The sequence below is a fragment of the Roseovarius maritimus genome (assembly GCF_043355895.2).
Lineage (GTDB): Bacteria > Pseudomonadota > Alphaproteobacteria > Rhodobacterales > Rhodobacteraceae > Roseovarius > Roseovarius maritimus.
In genome coordinates, this window is sequence record NZ_JBHFPF020000015.1 from 1 (window position 1) to 18,008 (window position 18,008).

Here is an 18,008-nt window from a genome sequence, read left to right on the forward strand (position 1 = left end):
TCCGAAAAGAACCGTTTGTTGAACAGTCCACAAAAGCGGACTTTGGAGCACATTGAACCAAGGTCCGTTTTGTCCGCTTAGCCGACCTTCGGTGCTACCCCCCACCTCAAACCGGCAGTGCCGTCGTCTGGCACACCGTCCTCAGCGCGAAACTCGACTGCATCTTGGCCACGCCCGGCAGCCGCGTCAGATACTGCCGGTGGATGCGTGCGAAGTCCTCGGTGCTTTCGGCCACGATCTTTAAAATGTAGTCCGCCGTGCCCGCCGTCAGGTGGCATTCCAGCACGTCGGGGACGCGGGCGACGGCCTTTTCAAACGCCTCCAGCACGTTGTCGGCCTGCGCACTTAGCGTGATCTCGACAAAGACCGTGGCCGCGACGCCCATCTTCTGCGGATCCAGCAGCGCGACATAGCCGGTGATGAAGCCCTCATTCTCCAGCCGTTGCACCCGGCGGTGGCAGGCGCTGGCCGAGAGGTTCACCGTCTCGGCAAGGTCCGCGTTCGAGATGCGGCCGCGTTTCTGCAGCACGGCCAGCAAACGGCGATCGAGTGAGTCGAGGGACATTCTGGCAATCCTTATTCTTATTGCGCCAGTCTAACGAAGAATCTTGCGTGGAAAAGCCCACCTGCGCGTAAAGTTTCACACCGCTTGCGCGACCCCTGATGCAGTCTGGCAGCATCAACAGAGGAGAGGCCTAAATGAAGATCGGTTGCCCGACAGAAATAAAATCGCAGGAATATCGGGTGGGCGTCACGCCCAATGCGGCGCGGGAGGCCGTCGCGCGCGGTCACGAGGTGCTGATACAGTCGGGTGCCGGGGCTGGTGCCGGCTTCACGGATGAAGATTACACCGCCGCCGGGGCCAGGATCCTCGGCACCGCCAAGGAGGTGTTCGACACCGCCGAGATGATCGTCAAGGTCAAGGAGCCGCAGGCGGACGAGCGCAAGATGCTGCGCGAGGGGCAGATCCTCTTTACCTTCCTGCATCTCGCCCCCGATCCCGACCAGACGCATGACCTGATCGCTTCGGGCTGCACCGCCATCGCCTATGAGACGGTCACGGACCGCAATGGCGGCCTGCCCCTCTTGGCGCCCATGTCCGAGGTTGCGGGCCGCCTTGCGCCGCAAGCCGGTTCCTGGGCGCTACAAAAGGCCAATGGCGGCAGCGGCGTGCTGATGGGCGGTGTTCCAGGCGTGCGCCCGGCGAATGTCGCTGTCATCGGCGGCGGTGTCGTCGGCACGGCTGCGGCACGCGTGGCGGTCGGCATGGGCGCGAACGTCACCGTGCTGGACCGCTCGGTACCGCGCCTCTCATATCTTGACGATGTGTTCATGGGCCGTCTGACCACCCAATATTCCGATAAGGGTGCTGTTGAGGAGCTGCTCCCGCGCATGGACATGGTGGTGGGCGCGGTTCTCATCCCCGGCGCTGCTGCGCCCAAGCTGGTCAATCGCGAGCAGCTGTCGCTGATGCAGCCGGGCTCGGTCCTCGTGGATGTGGCGATCGATCAAGGTGGCTGTTTCGAGACATCCAAGGCGACGACGCATCAGGATCCGATCTACGACGTGGACGGGATCGTGCATTACTGCGTCGCCAACATGCCCGGCGCGGTTGCTCGTACCTCGACCATTGCGCTGGGCAACGCGACCATGCCCTTCATGCTGGCGCTGGCCGACAAGGGTTGGAAGAAGGCCTGCGCCGATGATGCGCATCTGCTGAACGGCCTGAACATCCATGCGGGCAAGCTGACCTACAAGGCCGTGGGCGAGGCGCTCGGCATCGACTCGGTGACACCTGAATCGCTTCTTTGATCCCGAAGGGGCCGCCACGTGCGGCCCCTTTCGCCAAAATGGCTTGAGGCGCTGGGGCCGGGCGGCTAGACCCATGCCCAAAGGAGCCGCGCCATGAGCCTCAATACTTTCGGACATATGTTTCGCGTCACCACCTGGGGTGAAAGCCACGGGCCAGCCTTGGGCGCGACAGTCGATGGCTGCCCCCCCGGCGTGGAGGTGGACGAGGCGATGCTGCAGCACTGGCTGGACAAGCGGCGCCCCGGCCAGAACAAGAACATGACCCAGCGGAACGAGCCTGATGCCGTGCGCATCCTCTCGGGCGTGTTCGAGGGCAAGACGACCGGCACGTCGATCCAGCTGATGATCGAGAATACGGATCAGCGGTCACGCGATTACGGCGACATCGCCAACACCTTCCGCCCCGGCCATGCCGACATCACCTATCACCAGAAATACGGGCATCGTGACTATCGCGGCGGCGGGCGCAGCAGCGCCCGCGAGACGGCAGCGCGGGTTGCGGCGGGCGGCATCGCGCGCGCGGCGCTGGATCAGTTGATCCCCGGCGTGCAGGTCAAGGGCTACATGACCCGGATGGGCGCGATAGCGCTGGACCGGGATCGCTTTGACTGGGACGCGATCGACCGCAATGATTTCTGGCTGCCGGATGCGGGCGCTGCGCCTGAATGGGAGGCCTATCTGCAAAAGCTGCGCAAGGATCACAACTCGGTCGGGGCGATCATCGAGGTCGTGGCGCGCGGTGTTCCCGCCGGCGTCGGCGCGCCGATCTATGGCAAGCTGGATACCGATCTGGCAGCGGCGATGATGTCGATCAATGCCGTGAAGGGTGTCGAGATTGGTGAGGGAATGGCGGCAGCGGAGCTGACGGGCACGGACAATGCCGACGAGATATTCATGGGCGAGAATGGCCCCGAATATGGCAGCAACCATTCGGGCGGTATTCTGGGCGGTATCTCGACCGGTCAGGAGATCGTCGTGCGCTTCGCCGTCAAGCCGACTTCGTCGATCCTCAGCCCGCGCGCGTCCATTCGCATGGACGGCACGCCGACCGAGGTGGTGACAAAGGGCCGGCACGATCCTTGCGTCGGCATCCGCGCGGTGCCGGTGGGCGAGGCGATGATGGCTTGCGTGCTGCTGGACCATCTGCTGTTGCATCGTGGACAGACGGGCGCAATTGGCCCCGTGGGGCGCATCGGTTAGAGCATGTTTCCGCGCGGAAACATGCGGGGAAAACGCGCGTTTTCCCCGCTCGGTTTGCGCGGTCAGTCCGCCATGTCAGCGGTCATGTAGATCAGCGTCGGGCCATCGGCCTTGAACGCGGCCCTGACCGCCTCCTGCAGTTCCTTCAGAGATTTCGGCGCGGCGGATTTCGCGCCATAGGCTTCGGCCAGTGCGCAGAAATCGGGGTTATGCGCGATCACCGAGTTCGGGGCGATCTGGGCGCGCACCATGCTGTCCTCGATCTCTTTCAGCTTGCCATTGTCCCAAAGCAGGATCGGCAGCGGCTGACCCAGTTCGACCGCTGTGCCCAGCTCCTGCACGGTGTACTGAAAGCCATAATCCCCAGCGATCACGACGGTCGGCAGGTCTGGTCGCGCCGCCGCGCCACCGATCCCGGCGGGCAGGGCATAGCCTAGCGTGCCAAAGCCATAGGGGTGATGCCAATGGCCGGGGCGATGCATGTCCCATACTTCCTTGCCGGTATAGGCGAACTGGGTCATGTCCGAGAAATACATGGTATCCTCGGGCATCACGTCGATCAGCGCATCACAGACGCGCATGATGCCGGGCCGCTCGGAGTCCGACTCCATGCGCCACCGCTTGCGCGCCTTGGCCACCTCGTCCGCGGTCCAGGAGGTCTTCGCCTCATGTCCCTCCAGTGCGACGTTCAGCCCTTCGAAAAAATCGCGCGCATTCATCTGAACCGCGATGCTGCCCGGAATCTGGCCCAGCACCTCGGGGTCGATATCGACACGGATCATCGCGCCCTCATGGCCCAGCGTGTCGCGCCAGAGGTCCATCTCCGAGAGCTCGCTGCCCACGACGACGACCAGATCGGCACTGGCGGCGACACTGGCGCTCTCGGGGCGTCCGAGGAAGCCGCTGAAATGCAGCGGGTCGTCGGCCGCCGAGACAACGCCGCGCCCGGCATAGGTGGGAAAGCTGGCCGCCTTCAGCGTGCGCAGGGCCTGTCGCGCGCCGCCTGATGCGCCCGTGCTGCCGCCCCCCAGAATGAAGAGCGGGCGTTTGGCCGCCCTGATACGGTCTGCGATGCCCTCGGGCAGGGATTGCGGCGTGCGTGTCACCTCGGGGGCGGCGTCCGGGGCCGGGTCCGCCTCGGCGACCAGCGCCGCGATCGGCACCTGAATATGCTTGGTGCGGGGGCGCTCGGTCTGGAACTCGGTCAGGGCGCGGTCGATCAGGCTGTAGGCGGCCGCGGCGGTATAGGCGGTGTAGGACCAGTCCGACACCGTGGCGCCCGCCGCCTGCTGATCCAGCATCTGGTGCAACTGGCCGCGCGTCGCCGCCGTCTCGTCAAGGCAGGAGGACAGCACCAGAAGCGGCACACTGTCGGAATAGGCCTGTCCCATCGGCGTCATCGTGTTGCACAGGCCGGGGCCGGTGATGACATAGGCCACCCCCGGCTTGCCGCTGGCGCGGGCATAGCCATCGGCCATGAAACCTGCGCCCTGTTCGTGCCGGGCCAGCAGGTGGCGGATGCCCGCCTCCTCGATGCCGCGATACATTTCCTGGTTATGCACGCCGGGGATGCCAAAGATCGTATCGACCCCGCGCGATTTCAGCATATGTGAGATTTGCGCGCCCAAGGGGCGGCTGCGGTGTGTATCGGACATCAGATCCTCCAGAATGAGACGGTGAAGATGGCATAGACCGCCAGCAGCTCCAACCGGCCGACCAGCATGGCCGTGGTCAGGATCCACTTGGCGGTGTCGTTGAGCATGGCAAAATTCCCGGCCGGCCCGATCGTGTCGCCAAGGCCCGGCCCGATATTGCCCAGCGCCGTCGCCGCGCCCGACAGGGCGGTGACGAAATCGAGGCCGGTCAGGCCCAGTAGGACCGCGAAGAGGCCAAGGCTGACGGTAAAGAAGACAAAGAACGACATGACCGAGTTCATCACGTCGTCGCCAACGGTCTTGCCGGCATAGCGCGGCGTGAACACGCCATGCGGTGCGCGGATGCGGGCCAGCTGCACCCGGATGGACGCAAAGAGCAGCTGGTAGCGGAAGATCTTGACCGAGCATGAGGTGGATCCGGCGCAGCCGCCGATCAGCCCGGTAAAGAAAAAGATCGAGACTGCGAACGGCCCCCAAAGCATGTAGTTTTCGCTGGAATAGCCGGTGCCGGTGATGATCGACACGACATTGAACAGCACCTCGCGAAACGTCTCTTCGGTGAAATGCGCGCGCTGAACGAATTGCCATGCGGTCAACGTCATGACGATGCTGAAGATCGTCATGAAGAATCCGCGCACTTGCGGGTCGCGCAGCATCGGCTGCGCCGTTCCGGCCAGCATCTGAACGAAGCGCACGAATGGCAGCGCCGCGAGGATCATGAAGACCGTCGCCACATATTCGGCCGATTTGTGCAGTGCGCCGAAGGAGGCGTCGTAATTGGCCATGCCGCCGGTCGAGACCGTCGTCATGGCATGAACGGTTGCATCGAAGGGCGACATGCCAGTCATGATATAGGCCAGCATGCAGGCGATGGTCATGCCCAGGTAGATCACCGAGATGCGGCTGGCGATCTCGGTGGCTCGGGGCAGGATCTTGCCCATCGTGTCGAAGGCCTCGGCGCGAAAGATCTGCATCCCGCCGACGCGCAATTCGGGCAGGAACACCATGGCCACAACGACGATGCCGACCCCGCCCAGCCATTGCATGATACCGCGCCACAAAAGAATGCCTTTGGGCAGCGTGTCGAGGCCTGTGATCACGGTCGATCCGGTGGTCGTCAGGCCTGACATCGCCTCGAACACCGCATCGGTGACGCCCAATGCCGTCTCGCCCAGCATGAAGGGCAGGGCGCCAAAAACCGGCAGCACCACCCAGACACCCGTCGTCAGCAGGAAGGTCTGCCGGATCGTCAGGCCCTCGCCCACCCCGTTGCGGCAGGCGCCCGCGACCAGGCCGCCGATAAGGATCGTCATGATCGAGGATTGGGCAAACACCTCCCAATGGCCGCGTCCCTCGGCGATATCCACGATCAGCGGCAGCAGCATGGTCAGGCCCATCGCCATCAGCGTCAGGCCGATGACATAGCCGACCGGGCGCAGATCGAAAATGACGCGGGGATCGGCCCGCGCCCCGTTTCGCGGCGTGCGCGACTGGGATACCACCGGCCCCGACATGTCAGCCTGTCAAAGGCCCGGTGCGATAGCGAAAGACGCCCGTCGCGCTTGCTGCGATCTCGCCATTCTCATCCGTCACCACGGCCTCGGCGAAATAGGTGCGCCGACCGCCCCCCGTGCGCCGCCCCGTCGCGATGATGCGTTTGCCCTTGAGCTGGCCGATGTAATTGACCGTCATTGACAGGGTCAGCGCGTTTTGCTGTTGGGCCGGATCGCCCGTGTAGCAGCCTGCATATCCCATGGCCGTGTCCAGCATCAGCGCATGAACGCCGCCATGCAGCAACCCCTGCCGGTTGTGCAAATGCGGGGCGAAATCCATCTCGACCACCGCATGATCGCGCGCCCATTCCGTCAACTCATATCCAAGGTGAACCTGCAGCCCAGACGGAGCTTCCAGAAAGGAGGGGTCGATGGCGGTCTCGGGGGCGTTGTCAGAGGGCATGTCGGTCATAGGGAGGGCCTTTTTGCGCACGGGTACAGTGATAGGTGGCACAAAGCCGCGCCCGCCGCAATCGCGTGCACTTGACCCCAAGGGGGTTTAGGCTCCATCTACGCCGCAACAGCCACACCCGCGGAGCGCCCGTTATGACATTCAACCGCAAGATCAAGATCGCCCCGTCGATCCTTTCCGCCGATTTCGCCAATTTCGGGCAGGAAATCCGGGCAATCGAGGGCGAAGGCTGTGATTGGGTGCATGTCGATGTGATGGACGGGCATTTCGTGCCGAACCTCACCTTCGGCCCGCCCCTCTTGGCGGCCATTCGCCCGCATATCCGCACTGTCATGGACGTGCATCTGATGATCTCGCCGGTCGATGCCTATATCGACGCCTATGCCGGCGCCGGGGCCGATATTCTGACCGCGCATCTGGAGGCCGGGCCGCATATCCACCGCACGCTGCAGGCCATTCGCGGCGCGGGCTGCAAGGCCGGGCTGGCGCTCAACCCAGGCACGGGGCTCGATGCGGTGCCGCATCTGCTGGACATGGTGGACCTCATCTGCGTGATGACGGTGAACCCCGGCTTTGGCGGCCAGAAATTCATTCACAGCCAGATCGAAAAGGTGCGCAGCCTGCGCGCCATGATTGGCGACCGCCCCATCCATATCGAGATCGACGGCGGCATGACCCCCGAGACCGCGCCTCTCATGGCCGAGGCCGGAGCGGATGTGTTCGTCGCCGGCTCGGGTGTCTTCAAGGGCGGGAGCGTCGATAATCCCGCAGCTTACGGCGAGAATATCCGCGCCATTCGTTCCGCTGCCGAGGCCGCGCAGGGCTGAGCGGTCTCAATCCAGCCGGACCCTGATCCGAGCGCTGCGCCCCTTGGCGTCGATCACGGCGATCTGGCTATAGCCTTGTCCCAGACCGGCGATGATCGCTTGCTCGCGCCGGATGCCTGTCAGCACAGGCGCGCCATTCGCCATCCACGTATAGGGCGGCGTGCCGCCCCGCACCTTGACCGGCAAACCGCCCTCGGCGGCCATGCGCGCGCCATCGGGCGGAAAGATCAGCTTTGGCGCACCGCGCGCCAGGTCGAAGGCGGCGCCGCGACCGGCAAAGCGGCGGAGGGGCTGCGGCAGCTCGGCGGTGGCGAGGATCAGCGTCTCGGGCGGTGGTGGCGGCAGCGGATCAAAGGCAGGTTTCAACCGCTGGAACGCCTCGAACAGGAGCGGCGCGGCCAGGTCGCCACCAAAGGCACCGGGCACCGGCGTGCCATCGGGCCGCCCGATCCAGACGCCCGCCACATGCGCGCCATCCCACCCAAGCGCCCAGGCATCGCGGTGCCCATAGGAGGTGCCGGTCTTGTAGGCCAGCGCGCGGGCAGGCGCATTGGGCGGTGGCGCGAGGCTCGCGAGTACATCGCCGACCTGCCACGCGGCGGCGCGGCCAAGGATTCGGCTGGCCGGGCCTGTTTCGCCCTGCCGCCAGCGCAGCGGCACGGCCTCGCCACCGCGCGCGAGCGCGGCGTAGAGCTGCACCATGTCGGTCAGGCTGACGCCCACGCCGCCCAGCGCCACGGCCAGCCCGGCATGGTCACCCGCCAGTTTGGGCCGCATACCGGCGCGGCGCATCACGTCCATCAGATGCGCGGGGCCCATGGCATCCATCAGGCGCACGGGCGGGATGTTGAGCGACTGGCGCAGCGCATCCGCCGCCGTCAGCTCGCCGCGAAAATACCCATCGAAATTCTGCGGCGCATAGCGGCCAAAGCGCACGGGCGCGTCGTCAATCAGGGTCTGCGGATGTGCCAGCCCCCGGTCAAAGGCCATGGCATAGATCACTGGTTTCAACGTCGATCCGGGCGAACGTAGCGCGGTCGTCATGTCGACAAAGCCCTGCCGCACGCCAGAGTCAAAGCCCGCCGATCCAACCGAGGCGAGGATCTCGCCGCTGCGGTGATCGGCCAGAACGATGGCGACGGAAACCGCCCCCGGCAGGCCGCGCACAGCGCGGGCGGCCAGCGCCTCAAGCTGTATCTGATGTGCGGCATCGATTGTCAGATCATGTCGCACCACGCCCGGCTTCTCGGCCAGCGCGCGGTCGGCCAGATGCGGCGCCAAGGCCGGGAAGGGGCGGCGCGTGACTGGCACCGGGTCCAGCTTGGCGGCCTCGGCCTCCTCCTCGCTCAGCACGTCTTGCCGCACCATCCGGTCCAGCACGCGGTCCCGCGCGGCGCGGGCCGCCTCCCGGTGCCTGTCGGGGCGGCGCGTTTCAGGCGATTGGGGCAGGGCCACCAGCAGCGCGGCCTCCGCGGGGGTGAGGCGCCGGGGCTCCTTGCCGAACCACGAGAGGGTGGCGGCGCGGATGCCCTCGACATTGCCACCATAAGGCGCGCGGGCAAGGTAGATCTGCAGGATCTGATCCTTGGTCAGGTGCCGCTCCAGCGCCAGCGCCAGCCGGATCTGCCGCAGCTTGCCCGCCCACTGCCCGGTGCTGCCATCCTCCATCAGCCGCGCGACCTGCATCGTCAGGGTCGATGCGCCCGATGTGATGCTGCCATGTCGCGCGGCCTGTGCGGCGGCCCGCAGCATGGCGCGCGGATCGACGCCTGAATGGCTGGCAAATCGCTGATCCTCATAGGCGATCAACATGTCGGTAAACGCGGGGTCCACCTGCCCCGGGGCCAGCCGCCAGCGGCCATCGGCGACGGTGTAGATGCGCAATGGCCGGCCGTGGCGGTCCAGCACCTCGGTACCCGTTGTCGTCACCAGCGGGGGCATGGGCGTGGTCGCAATCCAGGCGTCCAGCCTGTCCCGAGCGCCGGCCCCCAGCCCGAGTGTCAGGGCGAGCGCAAAGAGCCAGCGATGTGCGCGCATGGTCTACTCCGTCACCGTCATAGCGCCGGTCTCGGTATTGGCACGGTATTCAGGCCGATACATATCCTCGACCGTGGCGGCGGGGTGGTGATAGCTGCCGGGGCTCACCGCGCGCACGATATAGGCGAGGCGGAAGGGCCGATCCCCGCGCCAGTCGACGGCTGCGATGAACCGGTCGCTACGGAACTCGGTATGCTCCGCATAGGCCGTCTGCAGCCAGTCGAGCGCGCCGATATCGCCCGAGGTGATCAGATTGGGGTTGTCGATCTCAAGGCCCGCAGGCAGTGCATCGTCGATGATCAGCCGCGCCTCGCTGGCCTCGAAGGGCGTGACGGTCAGCACCGCGACCAGCCGCGTGCCCGACGCCACGTCATCGAGGTCGGTGCGCGCGCCGTCCATGTCGAAATATTCTCGCTCGATCCGGTAGCCATAGCCATCCGCCGGGCCGGGCACCTGCGGCACGCCAAAGGTGGTCAGCGTGACGTCGGTCCCGCTCTGGCCCATATTGCGGATCGCTTGAGGGTCCGTGATGCTTGCTTCCAGCTTGCGGATGAAGGGGCCGCTGACCGGATCGCCGTTGAGGGTGAGGCCCGCCGCGCCTGTCTCGTCGATCAGGGCATGGGCGGCCAGAAGGCTCCACGCCTCTTCCTGGGTCGACAGGTGCGGGCCGTCCGTATCGAGGCTGCGCGCGAGGTCCACAGCATCACCGGCCTCGCTGCCGGCCTCGACCATCAGCGCCAGCACGCCCGCCCGGTCGCGCATCGCCGTGCCGTAATCGCTTCGCCAGACATGCGCGCCATCGCTCACGCCCTTGCTGCTGGCGAGGGCGGCGCGAAACATTGCATCCGCGCGGCTGGGATCGCCGTAGGAGGCGAGCGCCGCGCCCAGTTGCGCCTGTGCCAACGGCGTGGCGAAGTCATTTGCCTTGACGTCTGCATAGTAGCGCAGATCGCCCATCGCCGCCGCGCCTTCGCGGGCAAGGACCATCAGCGCATAGGCGATATCCTCGCCGCCGTTGTCGAAATCGGGGGCGTAGTTCACGCGGTTGCGCAGGTTGTCCATTGCCATGGCAAAGGCGGGGTCCGGTACGTCATAGCCCTCGGCGCGGGCGCGTGAGAGGAAGTCGGCGACATAGGCATCCAGCCAGAAATCGCCCGATTGCGCCTGCCAGAGGCCGAAAGCGCCGCTGGCGGTCTGGCGTGTCAGAACGCGCGCAACGGCTTGATCTATCCGCGCCTTGATGCCCGCATCATTGCCGATGCCCAGCGCGCTGGCGATCTGGTTGAAGTAAAGGAGCGGCAGCGCGCGGGAGGTGACCTGTTCTGTGCAGCCGTAAGGGTAGCGGTCCAGCGATTGCAGCAGCCCAGCCACGTTCAGCCGCGCGATGGCGCCCGCCGAGATGACCGCCTCGCCCGTACCTTGGCGGTAGTCCGCAAAGACGTCATCGGTGAGCGTGAAGGTATCGCCCGCTGCCAGCTGGAACTGACGGGTCTGCGACACGGGCGGATCATTGGCGCGCACGGGCAGGGTCAGTGATTTGGTCAGCTGCCGGCCATCGGGTGCGGTCAGCGCGATGCGGATGGGATAATCGCCCACCTCGCCCGCCTTGATCGGCAGGCGGAAGCTCTGCTTCTGCCCCTCTGCCAGATCGAAACCCGAGGGGATATCGTCGCTCAGCGCAAGGCCCTCTGCGGTGATATCCAGACCCACGCGGCCTGTGGGGCCGGTGGCGTGAACGACTTCCAGCAGCAGCGAACTGCGATCACCCGGCGCGAGAAAGCGGGGCAGGGACGCGGTCAGCACGACCGGATCGCGCACAATTACGTCGCGCGCGGCCTGGCCGACGCCCTTCGCGCTCCACGCGATGGCCATGAGGCGCACGGTACCGTTGAAATCCGGCAGCTCGAAGCTGGCGGTGGCAGTACCATCCGACTCCACGGTCAGCGGGCCGGTGAAGTAGGCCACCAATTCTTCGGTCGGGGGCGGCGATTGGCGCTGCATCCCGTTCCCGGCATCCCCGCCCGAGCGCACGGTGCCCTCAGCCCCGTTCATGCCGTCGATGAGGCGCCCATAGATGTCACGGATTTCGACCCCAAGGCGGCGCTGGCCGAAATAGTGACCCGAGGGATCGGGGCTGTCGAACCCGGTGAGGTTGAGGATGCCCACATCCACGGCAGCGAGGGTGACGTAGCCCGTCTCGCCCTCCAGCCCGTCCACGGTGACACTGGTCGCAAGCGGCCCGCGCGGATCGGCCGTGTCCGGCGCGTCGATGCTGACGCTCAGTTGCTTGGCGCCAGGGTCGATGCTGGCATAGGCAAGGCCAAGGCTGCGCGCCGGGTTCTGCCCGGCGGCCACGTCCATCGGGCGGATCAGCTGCGCGGTGACATAGGCGCCGGGGCCCCACGCCTCGGTCACCTCGACAGGGATCACGGTCTCGCCCTCGCTGACTTCCACTGACTGGCGCGAGATGACGCGGTTCGACATCACGCTAACCAGGGCGGTTCCGGCATGGCGCGCGTCGATCCGCAGGCGGGCGGTATCGCCGGGCGCATAGCTGTCTGAGTCGAGCGAAACTTGCAACGTATCGGGCGTCTGGCTGCCTTCGGCGGGCGCATACCAGCCCGCGTAGAACTGGACCGAGGAGGCGGTGTAGGCGCCATCCGTTCGTTCGACCAGCAGCTCGTACTCGCCCCATTCGACAGGCGCGCTGACGGTTAGGGGATCGTCGCCAAGCGTGCCGGTGCCAGACGCGATGCGCGTACGGGTCGTGATCGGCTCCCAATTCCAGTCGCCATATTGGCGATACCACTGATAGCGGGTGTTCACACGGTTCAGCGTCCACTCCACCTGCATGTCGGTGCGGCTGAGGTCGGGTGCGATCCCGATCACGTTGAATATCGCATTGGCCCCTTCGGGCACCACATCATCGCTGGCTGGCTTGATCCCGATAATCGGCGCGGCGGGGGCGACGGTGCGGATGATCTGCCGCTCGACCGGGCGGCCAGACGCCTCGCGCAGGCGCAGGGTCGCGGTGGCGGCATAGGGACGGGCGGCGTCCAGATCCTCGGGCAGGCGCAAGGGCAGGGTCAGCGTGCCGTCCTCGGCGGTTTCAGCTCCGTCCAGCACCTCGACCTTAGGATCGCTGCTTGCGTCGTAACGGCCAAAAACGTAGCCGGGATACGGCTCCAGCGCGCGCGCTGGGCGCAGCACCAGCGTACCTTCGGATTTGAGGCCCGCGCCGGGCGCGCCAAAGAGGTATTTCGCCGCGACCTGAAGGGGCGGCAGATTGTTGGCGCTCAGCGTGCCCTCGGGCAGCGACAGGTCGAAATCGATCCGCTCGGGCAGGAAATCCTCGACCAGAACCTGCGTGCTGGCCAGCGCCGGTGCGCCAAGATCGGCCTTGATGTCCAGCGTCCATGTCCCGCGCGGAGCGGTTTCGCCTACGGGCAGATCAAAGACATGGCCGCCAGCGGCGCCATCGGGCGACAGGGTGTGCAAGTATTCGACGCCGTCGGGCCGCGTCAGGATCGCGGTCAGGGGCAGGCCGGTGATCGCCTCGGCACTATCGTCGCGCGCCAGCGCGGTGGCGTGGATAACCTCGCCCGCGCGGTAGGCGCCGCGATCGGTGGCAAGGAACACATCCACGGGCGGCGCAGGCGCGCGCCCCTCGACACCGCGGTCCGACAGATCGAAGGCGGGGTCGGTCAGGGATAGGAACGCCGCGTCCTCCGTACCCCGCTCGGCGAGGATCAGCGCGGGCGCCGCGCCATCCGTGCCGCGCGCAAGGCCGGGATCGAAATGGGCATGGCCCTCGGCATCGGTCGCGGCGGTGGCCAGCACAGCGTTGGAGCGCGAGACCAGCGTCACCTCGATCCCCTCCAGCGCCTCTGCGCTGGCAAGGCTGCGGGCAAAGACATGCAGCCCGTCGTTGCCCGAAAGCGTCGTCAGCCCCAGATCGGTCAGCACGAACCATTGCGTTGCGCCTGCGTCATCATAGCGGTCGACGCCCTCGATCTTGCCCGTCAGCGTGTAGATGCCCGGCGGCTGATCGGCCAGGACATCGCCCAGGGGCAGACGCGTCGTCATCGTGCGGTTGAGCTGGTTCTGCACCTCGCCCGTGCCGGTCCAGACATCCTGCGCGATATCCTGCGTGAAGGCATCTAGTGCATAGGCGTCCAGCGGGCGGCCAAAATACCCCTCCTGCATGGTGCGCAGAAGGTTGCGGTCACTGACGCGGCTCAGGGACAGTCGAACCTCATCGAGGTTCACCGTTTCGATCGGCAGCGCGGCATCAGCGGCGCGGGGCAGAACGTAGGCGCGGCCCGGAAAAGTGATTTGCGGCTCGCGGTCGCGCACATAAGCGGTGATGTCGACATTCTTGGTCAGGGTCTGGCCATCGGCGGCGGGCAGGCCCTGCCGGAAGGTGAACGTGTAGCGCTCGCCGAACTGGACGCCGTCGATGCAGATCTGGCGCTGATCCGGCTGCACGACGAGGCCCGCCTCGGGCAGACGGACGAAGGGCGCATAATCGGTGCCGGCCTCGATCAGGTCCTCCGAGAATTCGGCGCAGATGCGCGGCGAGGCCGTGCTTGTCTCGACCGAGTTGTCCACGATGCGAAAGCCGTATTTGGCAACCGCCGCGTTCAGTGCCGCCGTGACATCCGCGCGGGGTTGAATCCTCTCAGCCAGGCGCAGGGCTTGCACCATGTCGCGGCCCTGGCCCGCGCGCTCCAGCGCCTCGGCCATGATCAGCAGGGCATTGACGCGCGCGCCGCCCGAAAGGGCGCGCAGATAGGCATTGACGCTGGCCGAGATCGCGCGGGCGGTATGCTGTGACTGGTCGCCTTCGATGCGCAGCGACAGGCGCGCATAATCGGTCCAATGCTCGCTGAGATCGGTGGTGGCGGTCGCCGCGCCCATCCAGCGCATCGCGTTCAGCATGTCGCCACCCGCCTCGCGCTCCTGCGCGGCGGTGATCATCGCCTCGGCGGTCCAGTTTCCCCCCGAATGCAGGCGCCCGATCTTCTCTGCCTGCTGCCGCGCATCGGCTATCGCGCCGCCGCCCAGAAACGCCAGATCCCCGGCGCGCGCTTCCGCCTCTGCCAGCACTGCAGGGTTCGTTGCCACGACGCGGCCCGAAATCGCACCTTCAAAGGGCTGCTCGTTGCTGATCGCGCTCTTGGGAAAGCATGCGTTCGACTTGCTGTTATAGGTAAAGGCGCGGCAGTCCGGCGTGCCGAGGCACGCATTCTGGCAGGCTTCATATGTCGTGTCGAAAATCGCCGTCAGGTCGGCGCCGTAGAAATCCACGTTTTGCGTGATGATCGCCCGCCTCTCGGGAATTGCGGATTGCGCGGCCGCCCCCGAAGCGATCCCGATGAAAAGCAGGGCGAACAAGGCAGGGCGCATCATGGCAATCTCCGAGGCTGGAATGCAGCCACGGTGCCATGTGCGGCTGTTCCGGGCAATGGCCGTAATGATCGGTGTTAAGGGGATGTTCACCTTGGTGCCGCAGATTTACCCGCATTCTAGGGACAGGGCATGGCAGGGAATCGGCATGGATCTTGCCAACAAGCTGGCACAGGAGCGGCGCGCGCGCCTCGCCGCCGAGCGCCTGCTGGAGCAAAAGCAGGCCGAACTGCACGCCGCCAACCGTAAGCTGGGCAAGCATGCGCGCGCCCTTTCGGACGAGATCGTCGTCACCCGCGCCAAGGTTCAGACGGCGCTGGATGAAAACCAGCGCGTCAAATCCGACCTGCACGTTGCCAATGAAAAGGTGCAGGTGGCCGAGCGGCGGCTCTGGCATTCCATCGAGACGATTCAGGACGGTTTTGCCTTTTTCGACGACAGCGGGCGGATGATTGCGGCCAACCCGGCCTATTGCTCGGTCTTCGACGGGCTGAGTGCGATCGAGCCGGGCATCAGCTATGTCGAGATCCTGCAACTGGCCACCGAAGAAGGCATCGTCAATATCGGGGACGAGGATCCCGCGGCATGGCGCGAGACGATGCTGGACCGCTGGCAAAGCAACGATCCCGAGCCGACCGTCATCCGCCTCTGGAGCGGCGAATACATCAAGCTGATTGACCAGCGCGGTCATGGCGGTGACGTGGTCAGCCTTGCGCTGAACATCACCGCAACGATCCGCTATGAGGAGCGCCTGAAGGAGGCCCGCGCCCGCGCGGAGGCGGCAAACCGCGCCAAATCGTCCTTCCTCGCCAACATGAGCCATGAGATCCGCACACCGATGAACGGGGTGGTGGGCATGGCCGATCTGCTGAAAGACACGGACCTCACGGACGAGCAGCGCCTCTACGCCGATACGATCAAGAATTCGGGCGAGGCCCTTCTGGTCATCATCAACGATGTGCTGGACTATTCCAAGATCGAGGCCGAGAAGCTGGCGCTCAAGCCCGAGCCATTCGACCTCGAGCGCTGCATTCACGAGCTGATCATGCTGATGCAGCCCAAGGCGCGCGAGCATGGGCTGGACATCCTGCTGGATTATGACCTCTTCCTGCCGACGCAATTCATCGGCGATCCAGGCCGCCTGCGGCAGGTGCTGACCAACCTCATGGGCAACGCGGTCAAGTTCACCGAGAAGGGCCATGTCCTGATCCGCGTGACCGGTCTTGCGGGCGAGGATGGCAAGGCGCAGGTGCATATCACGGTCGAGGATACCGGGATCGGCATTCCGGCGGACAAGGTCGATCACGTCTTTGGCGAGTTCAACCAAGTGGATGACGAGCATAACCGCCGCTTCGAGGGCACCGGGCTGGGCCTTGCCATCTCGCAACAACTTGTGCGGATGATGGGGGGGCGTATCTGGGTCGAAAGCGAGCTGGGCGCCGGGTCGACCTTCGGCTTTCAGATCACGATGCCGATGATGGGCGGGGCCGAGCCGCCTTGCCCGGTCGAGATCGCGAATCTGCGTTCGGTGATGATCGTTGATGGCAATGAAGCGAACCGGCAGATCCTAGAAAAACGGATCAGCCTGCTGGGGGCCGGCACGCTCTGCTGCACCGATGCCGCCGAGGCGCTGGCCCGAATGGGACCGGAGGTGGATCTGGTGCTGACGGACCATCACCTGGCCGCAATGGACGGGCTGGAACTGGCCGAGGCGCTGCGCGCGGCGGGGCATGATGTGCCGGTCATCCTGCTGAGCGACAGCACCGGCTATGCGGCGCAGGATCCGGCGCGCGCCCTGCTGCACGCGGTGCTGCAAAAGCCCGTATCGCGCCATGACCTCTGCGCCGCGCTAGGGGCGATTGCAGCGCCGCTGCCCGTGTCCCCCGTGCCCGCGAAGCCCGCCGCGGATGCGCCCCCTCGCGCCCTGCGCGTGCTGGCCGCCGAGGACAATAAAACGAACCGGCTGGTCTTTTCCAAGATGGTAGGCACGCTGGATGTCGAACTGACCTTTGCTGAGAACGGGGTCGAGGTGGTGGAGAAATATCAAAGCCTGCGGCCCGATATTGTCTTCATGGATATCTCGATGCCGCTGATGGACGGCAAGGAGGCAACTGGTCATATCCGCGCGATCGAGGCCATGACAGGCACGCATGTGCCGATCGTGGCGATGACCGCCCACGCGATGGAGGGCGACGATGCGGGCATCCTGGCCGCAGGCCTCGATCACTACCTGACCAAGCCGCTGCGCAAGGGCGCGATCCACGAGCGTATCATGGAGGCATGCCCGCCCGATGTGCGCCCGCCGCGTCCGCCGGTCGATGATGCGGGCTGATGTCTAGTCCGCAGCGCGCAGGAAGGTGGGCTTGTTCTCTTCGGACAGGTCCGGGCTGTAGGCATAGCCGCCCGTGTCGAACTCACGCAGCGCCGCGGGATCGGTCAGGCGGTTCTGGATGATGAACCGTGCCATCGCGCCGCGCGCCTTTTTGGCGTAGAAGCTGACGATCTTGGGCTGCCCGCTCTTGTTTTCCAGAAAGACCGGCGTGATGACCCGCAGGTTCAGCGCATCAAGGTCGACCGCGCCGAAATATTCCTGACTGGCGCAATTGACCAGAACATCCGTCTGCACGTCGCTGGCATGGCGGTTCAACGCCTCGGAGAGGCGCGTGCCCCAATACTCATAGAGCGATTTGCCCCGCTCGGTCTTCAGCTTGCTGCCCATTTCCAGCCGGTAGGGCCGGATCGCGTCCAGCGGGCGCAAGACGCCGTAAAGGCCCGACAGGATACGCAGATGATCCTGTGCCCAGGCCATTTCGTCGTCGTCGAGGCTTTTCGCCTCAAGCCCCTGATAGGTGTCGCCGGCAAAGGCCAGTGCGGCGGGCTTGCTCTCCATCTCGCCGAAATTGGCGAAGCGCTCGGCGTTCAGCTTGGCCAGATCGGCGCTGATATGCATCAACTTGCGAAGCTCATCCTGGCTCAGGCCCTGGGCGACTTCGGCCAGCGCCTTGGCATCCTTGGCAAAGCCGGGGATGGTGGCGTGCCGGTCCGTGGGCGACATATCGAGTTTCTTGGCGGGCGAGATAGCGACGAGCATGGCAATTCCTTT

The 18,008-nt window shown here is 65.6% G+C and carries 11 protein-coding genes; 4 read left to right on the plus strand and 7 right to left on the minus strand.

All coding sequences use genetic code 11. The annotated features are described in order from the left end of the window. Positions 1 to 106 precede the first annotated feature (106 nt). The gene (locus ACEWPM_RS17950; protein WP_393963665.1) at positions 107 to 565 is read right to left on the minus strand and encodes an Lrp/AsnC family transcriptional regulator; all 459 of its coding nucleotides are present in this window, start codon (positions 563 to 565) and stop codon (positions 107 to 109) included. A gap of 134 nt (positions 566 to 699) precedes the next feature. Here ACEWPM_RS17950 and ald point away from each other — a divergent pair, with 134 nt between their 5' ends. Both ald and aroC read left to right on the plus strand, forming a co-directional pair. Next, positions 700 to 1,812: an alanine dehydrogenase gene (gene ald / locus ACEWPM_RS17955; RefSeq protein WP_393963664.1), complete on the plus strand. Its 1,113-nt coding sequence runs from the start codon at positions 700 to 702 to the stop codon at positions 1,810 to 1,812. Between the two features lie 93 nt (positions 1,813 to 1,905). Next, on the plus strand, positions 1,906 to 3,012 hold the full coding sequence (aroC, locus tag ACEWPM_RS17960) for a chorismate synthase (protein ID WP_393963663.1): 1,107 nt from the start codon (positions 1,906 to 1,908) through the stop codon (positions 3,010 to 3,012). 62 nt (positions 3,013 to 3,074) lie between these two features. On the opposite strand, the gene ACEWPM_RS17965 is transcribed toward aroC, so the two are convergent. The 3 genes from ACEWPM_RS17965 to ACEWPM_RS17975 all read right to left on the minus strand — a co-directional run bounded on the left by ACEWPM_RS17965 (position 3,075) and on the right by ACEWPM_RS17975 (position 6,632). Then, positions 3,075 to 4,667, minus strand: coding sequence for a thiamine pyrophosphate-binding protein (locus tag ACEWPM_RS17965; protein ID WP_393963662.1), 1,593 nt, complete (start codon positions 4,665 to 4,667; stop codon positions 3,075 to 3,077). Beyond that, entirely contained in the window at positions 4,667 to 6,115 is a 1,449-nt protein-coding gene (locus ACEWPM_RS17970) for a TrkH family potassium uptake protein (RefSeq protein WP_393963669.1), read from the minus strand. The genes ACEWPM_RS17965 and ACEWPM_RS17970 overlap by 1 nt, the downstream gene beginning before the upstream one ends. 67 nt (positions 6,116 to 6,182) lie before the next feature. Further along, a complete protein-coding gene (locus ACEWPM_RS17975; protein ID WP_393963661.1) occupies positions 6,183 to 6,632 on the minus strand; it encodes a PaaI family thioesterase in 450 nt (149 codons plus the stop codon). Positions 6,633 to 6,766: 134 nt separating this feature from the next. Between ACEWPM_RS17975 and rpe the strand changes: the two genes are divergently transcribed. Then, a complete protein-coding gene (gene rpe, locus ACEWPM_RS17980) occupies positions 6,767 to 7,459 on the plus strand; it encodes a ribulose-phosphate 3-epimerase (protein ID WP_393963660.1) in 693 nt (230 codons plus the stop codon). Positions 7,460 to 7,465: 6 nt separating this feature from the next. Here the strand turns inward: rpe and pbpC are convergent, their stop codons facing one another. Together pbpC and ACEWPM_RS17990 are read right to left on the minus strand one after the other, a co-directional pair. Beyond that, a complete protein-coding gene (pbpC, locus tag ACEWPM_RS17985) occupies positions 7,466 to 9,496 on the minus strand; it encodes a penicillin-binding protein 1C (RefSeq protein ID WP_393963659.1) in 2,031 nt (676 codons plus the stop codon). A gap of 3 nt (positions 9,497 to 9,499) precedes the next feature. Further along, positions 9,500 to 14,908 (minus strand): alpha-2-macroglobulin family protein, encoded by a 5,409-nt coding sequence (locus ACEWPM_RS17990; RefSeq protein WP_393963658.1) that lies wholly within the window; start codon positions 14,906 to 14,908, stop codon positions 9,500 to 9,502. A gap of 145 nt (positions 14,909 to 15,053) precedes the next feature. On the opposite strand from ACEWPM_RS17990, the gene ACEWPM_RS17995 reads away from it, so the two are divergent. Next, positions 15,054 to 17,237, plus strand: a complete 2,184-nt coding sequence (locus tag ACEWPM_RS17995) for a response regulator (RefSeq protein WP_393963657.1) — start codon at positions 15,054 to 15,056, stop codon at positions 17,235 to 17,237. Positions 17,238 to 17,240: 3 nt separating this feature from the next. Here the strand turns inward: ACEWPM_RS17995 and yaaA are convergent, their stop codons facing one another. Then, positions 17,241 to 17,996: a peroxide stress protein YaaA gene (gene yaaA, locus ACEWPM_RS18000; RefSeq protein ID WP_393963656.1), complete on the minus strand. Its 756-nt coding sequence runs from the start codon at positions 17,994 to 17,996 to the stop codon at positions 17,241 to 17,243. Positions 17,997 to 18,008: the final 12 nt, after the last annotated feature.

Coding starts and splice junctions, on each gene's coding strand:
- ACEWPM_RS17950 (WP_393963665.1), bottom strand. CDS start 565: ATGTCCCTCGACTCACTCGATCGCCGTTTGCTGGCCGTGCTGCAGAAA.
- ald (WP_393963664.1), top strand. CDS start 700: ATGAAGATCGGTTGCCCGACAGAAATAAAATCGCAGGAATATCGGGTG.
- aroC (WP_393963663.1), top strand. CDS start 1,906: ATGAGCCTCAATACTTTCGGACATATGTTTCGCGTCACCACCTGGGGT.
- ACEWPM_RS17965 (WP_393963662.1), bottom strand. CDS start 4,667: ATGTCCGATACACACCGCAGCCGCCCCTTGGGCGCGCAAATCTCACAT.
- ACEWPM_RS17975 (WP_393963661.1), bottom strand. CDS start 6,632: ATGACCGACATGCCCTCTGACAACGCCCCCGAGACCGCCATCGACCCC.
- rpe (WP_393963660.1), top strand. CDS start 6,767: ATGACATTCAACCGCAAGATCAAGATCGCCCCGTCGATCCTTTCCGCC.
- pbpC (WP_393963659.1), bottom strand. CDS start 9,496: ATGCGCGCACATCGCTGGCTCTTTGCGCTCGCCCTGACACTCGGGCTG.
- ACEWPM_RS17990 (WP_393963658.1), bottom strand. CDS start 14,908: ATGATGCGCCCTGCCTTGTTCGCCCTGCTTTTCATCGGGATCGCTTCG.
- ACEWPM_RS17995 (WP_393963657.1), top strand. CDS start 15,054: ATGGATCTTGCCAACAAGCTGGCACAGGAGCGGCGCGCGCGCCTCGCC.
- yaaA (WP_393963656.1), bottom strand. CDS start 17,996: ATGCTCGTCGCTATCTCGCCCGCCAAGAAACTCGATATGTCGCCCACG.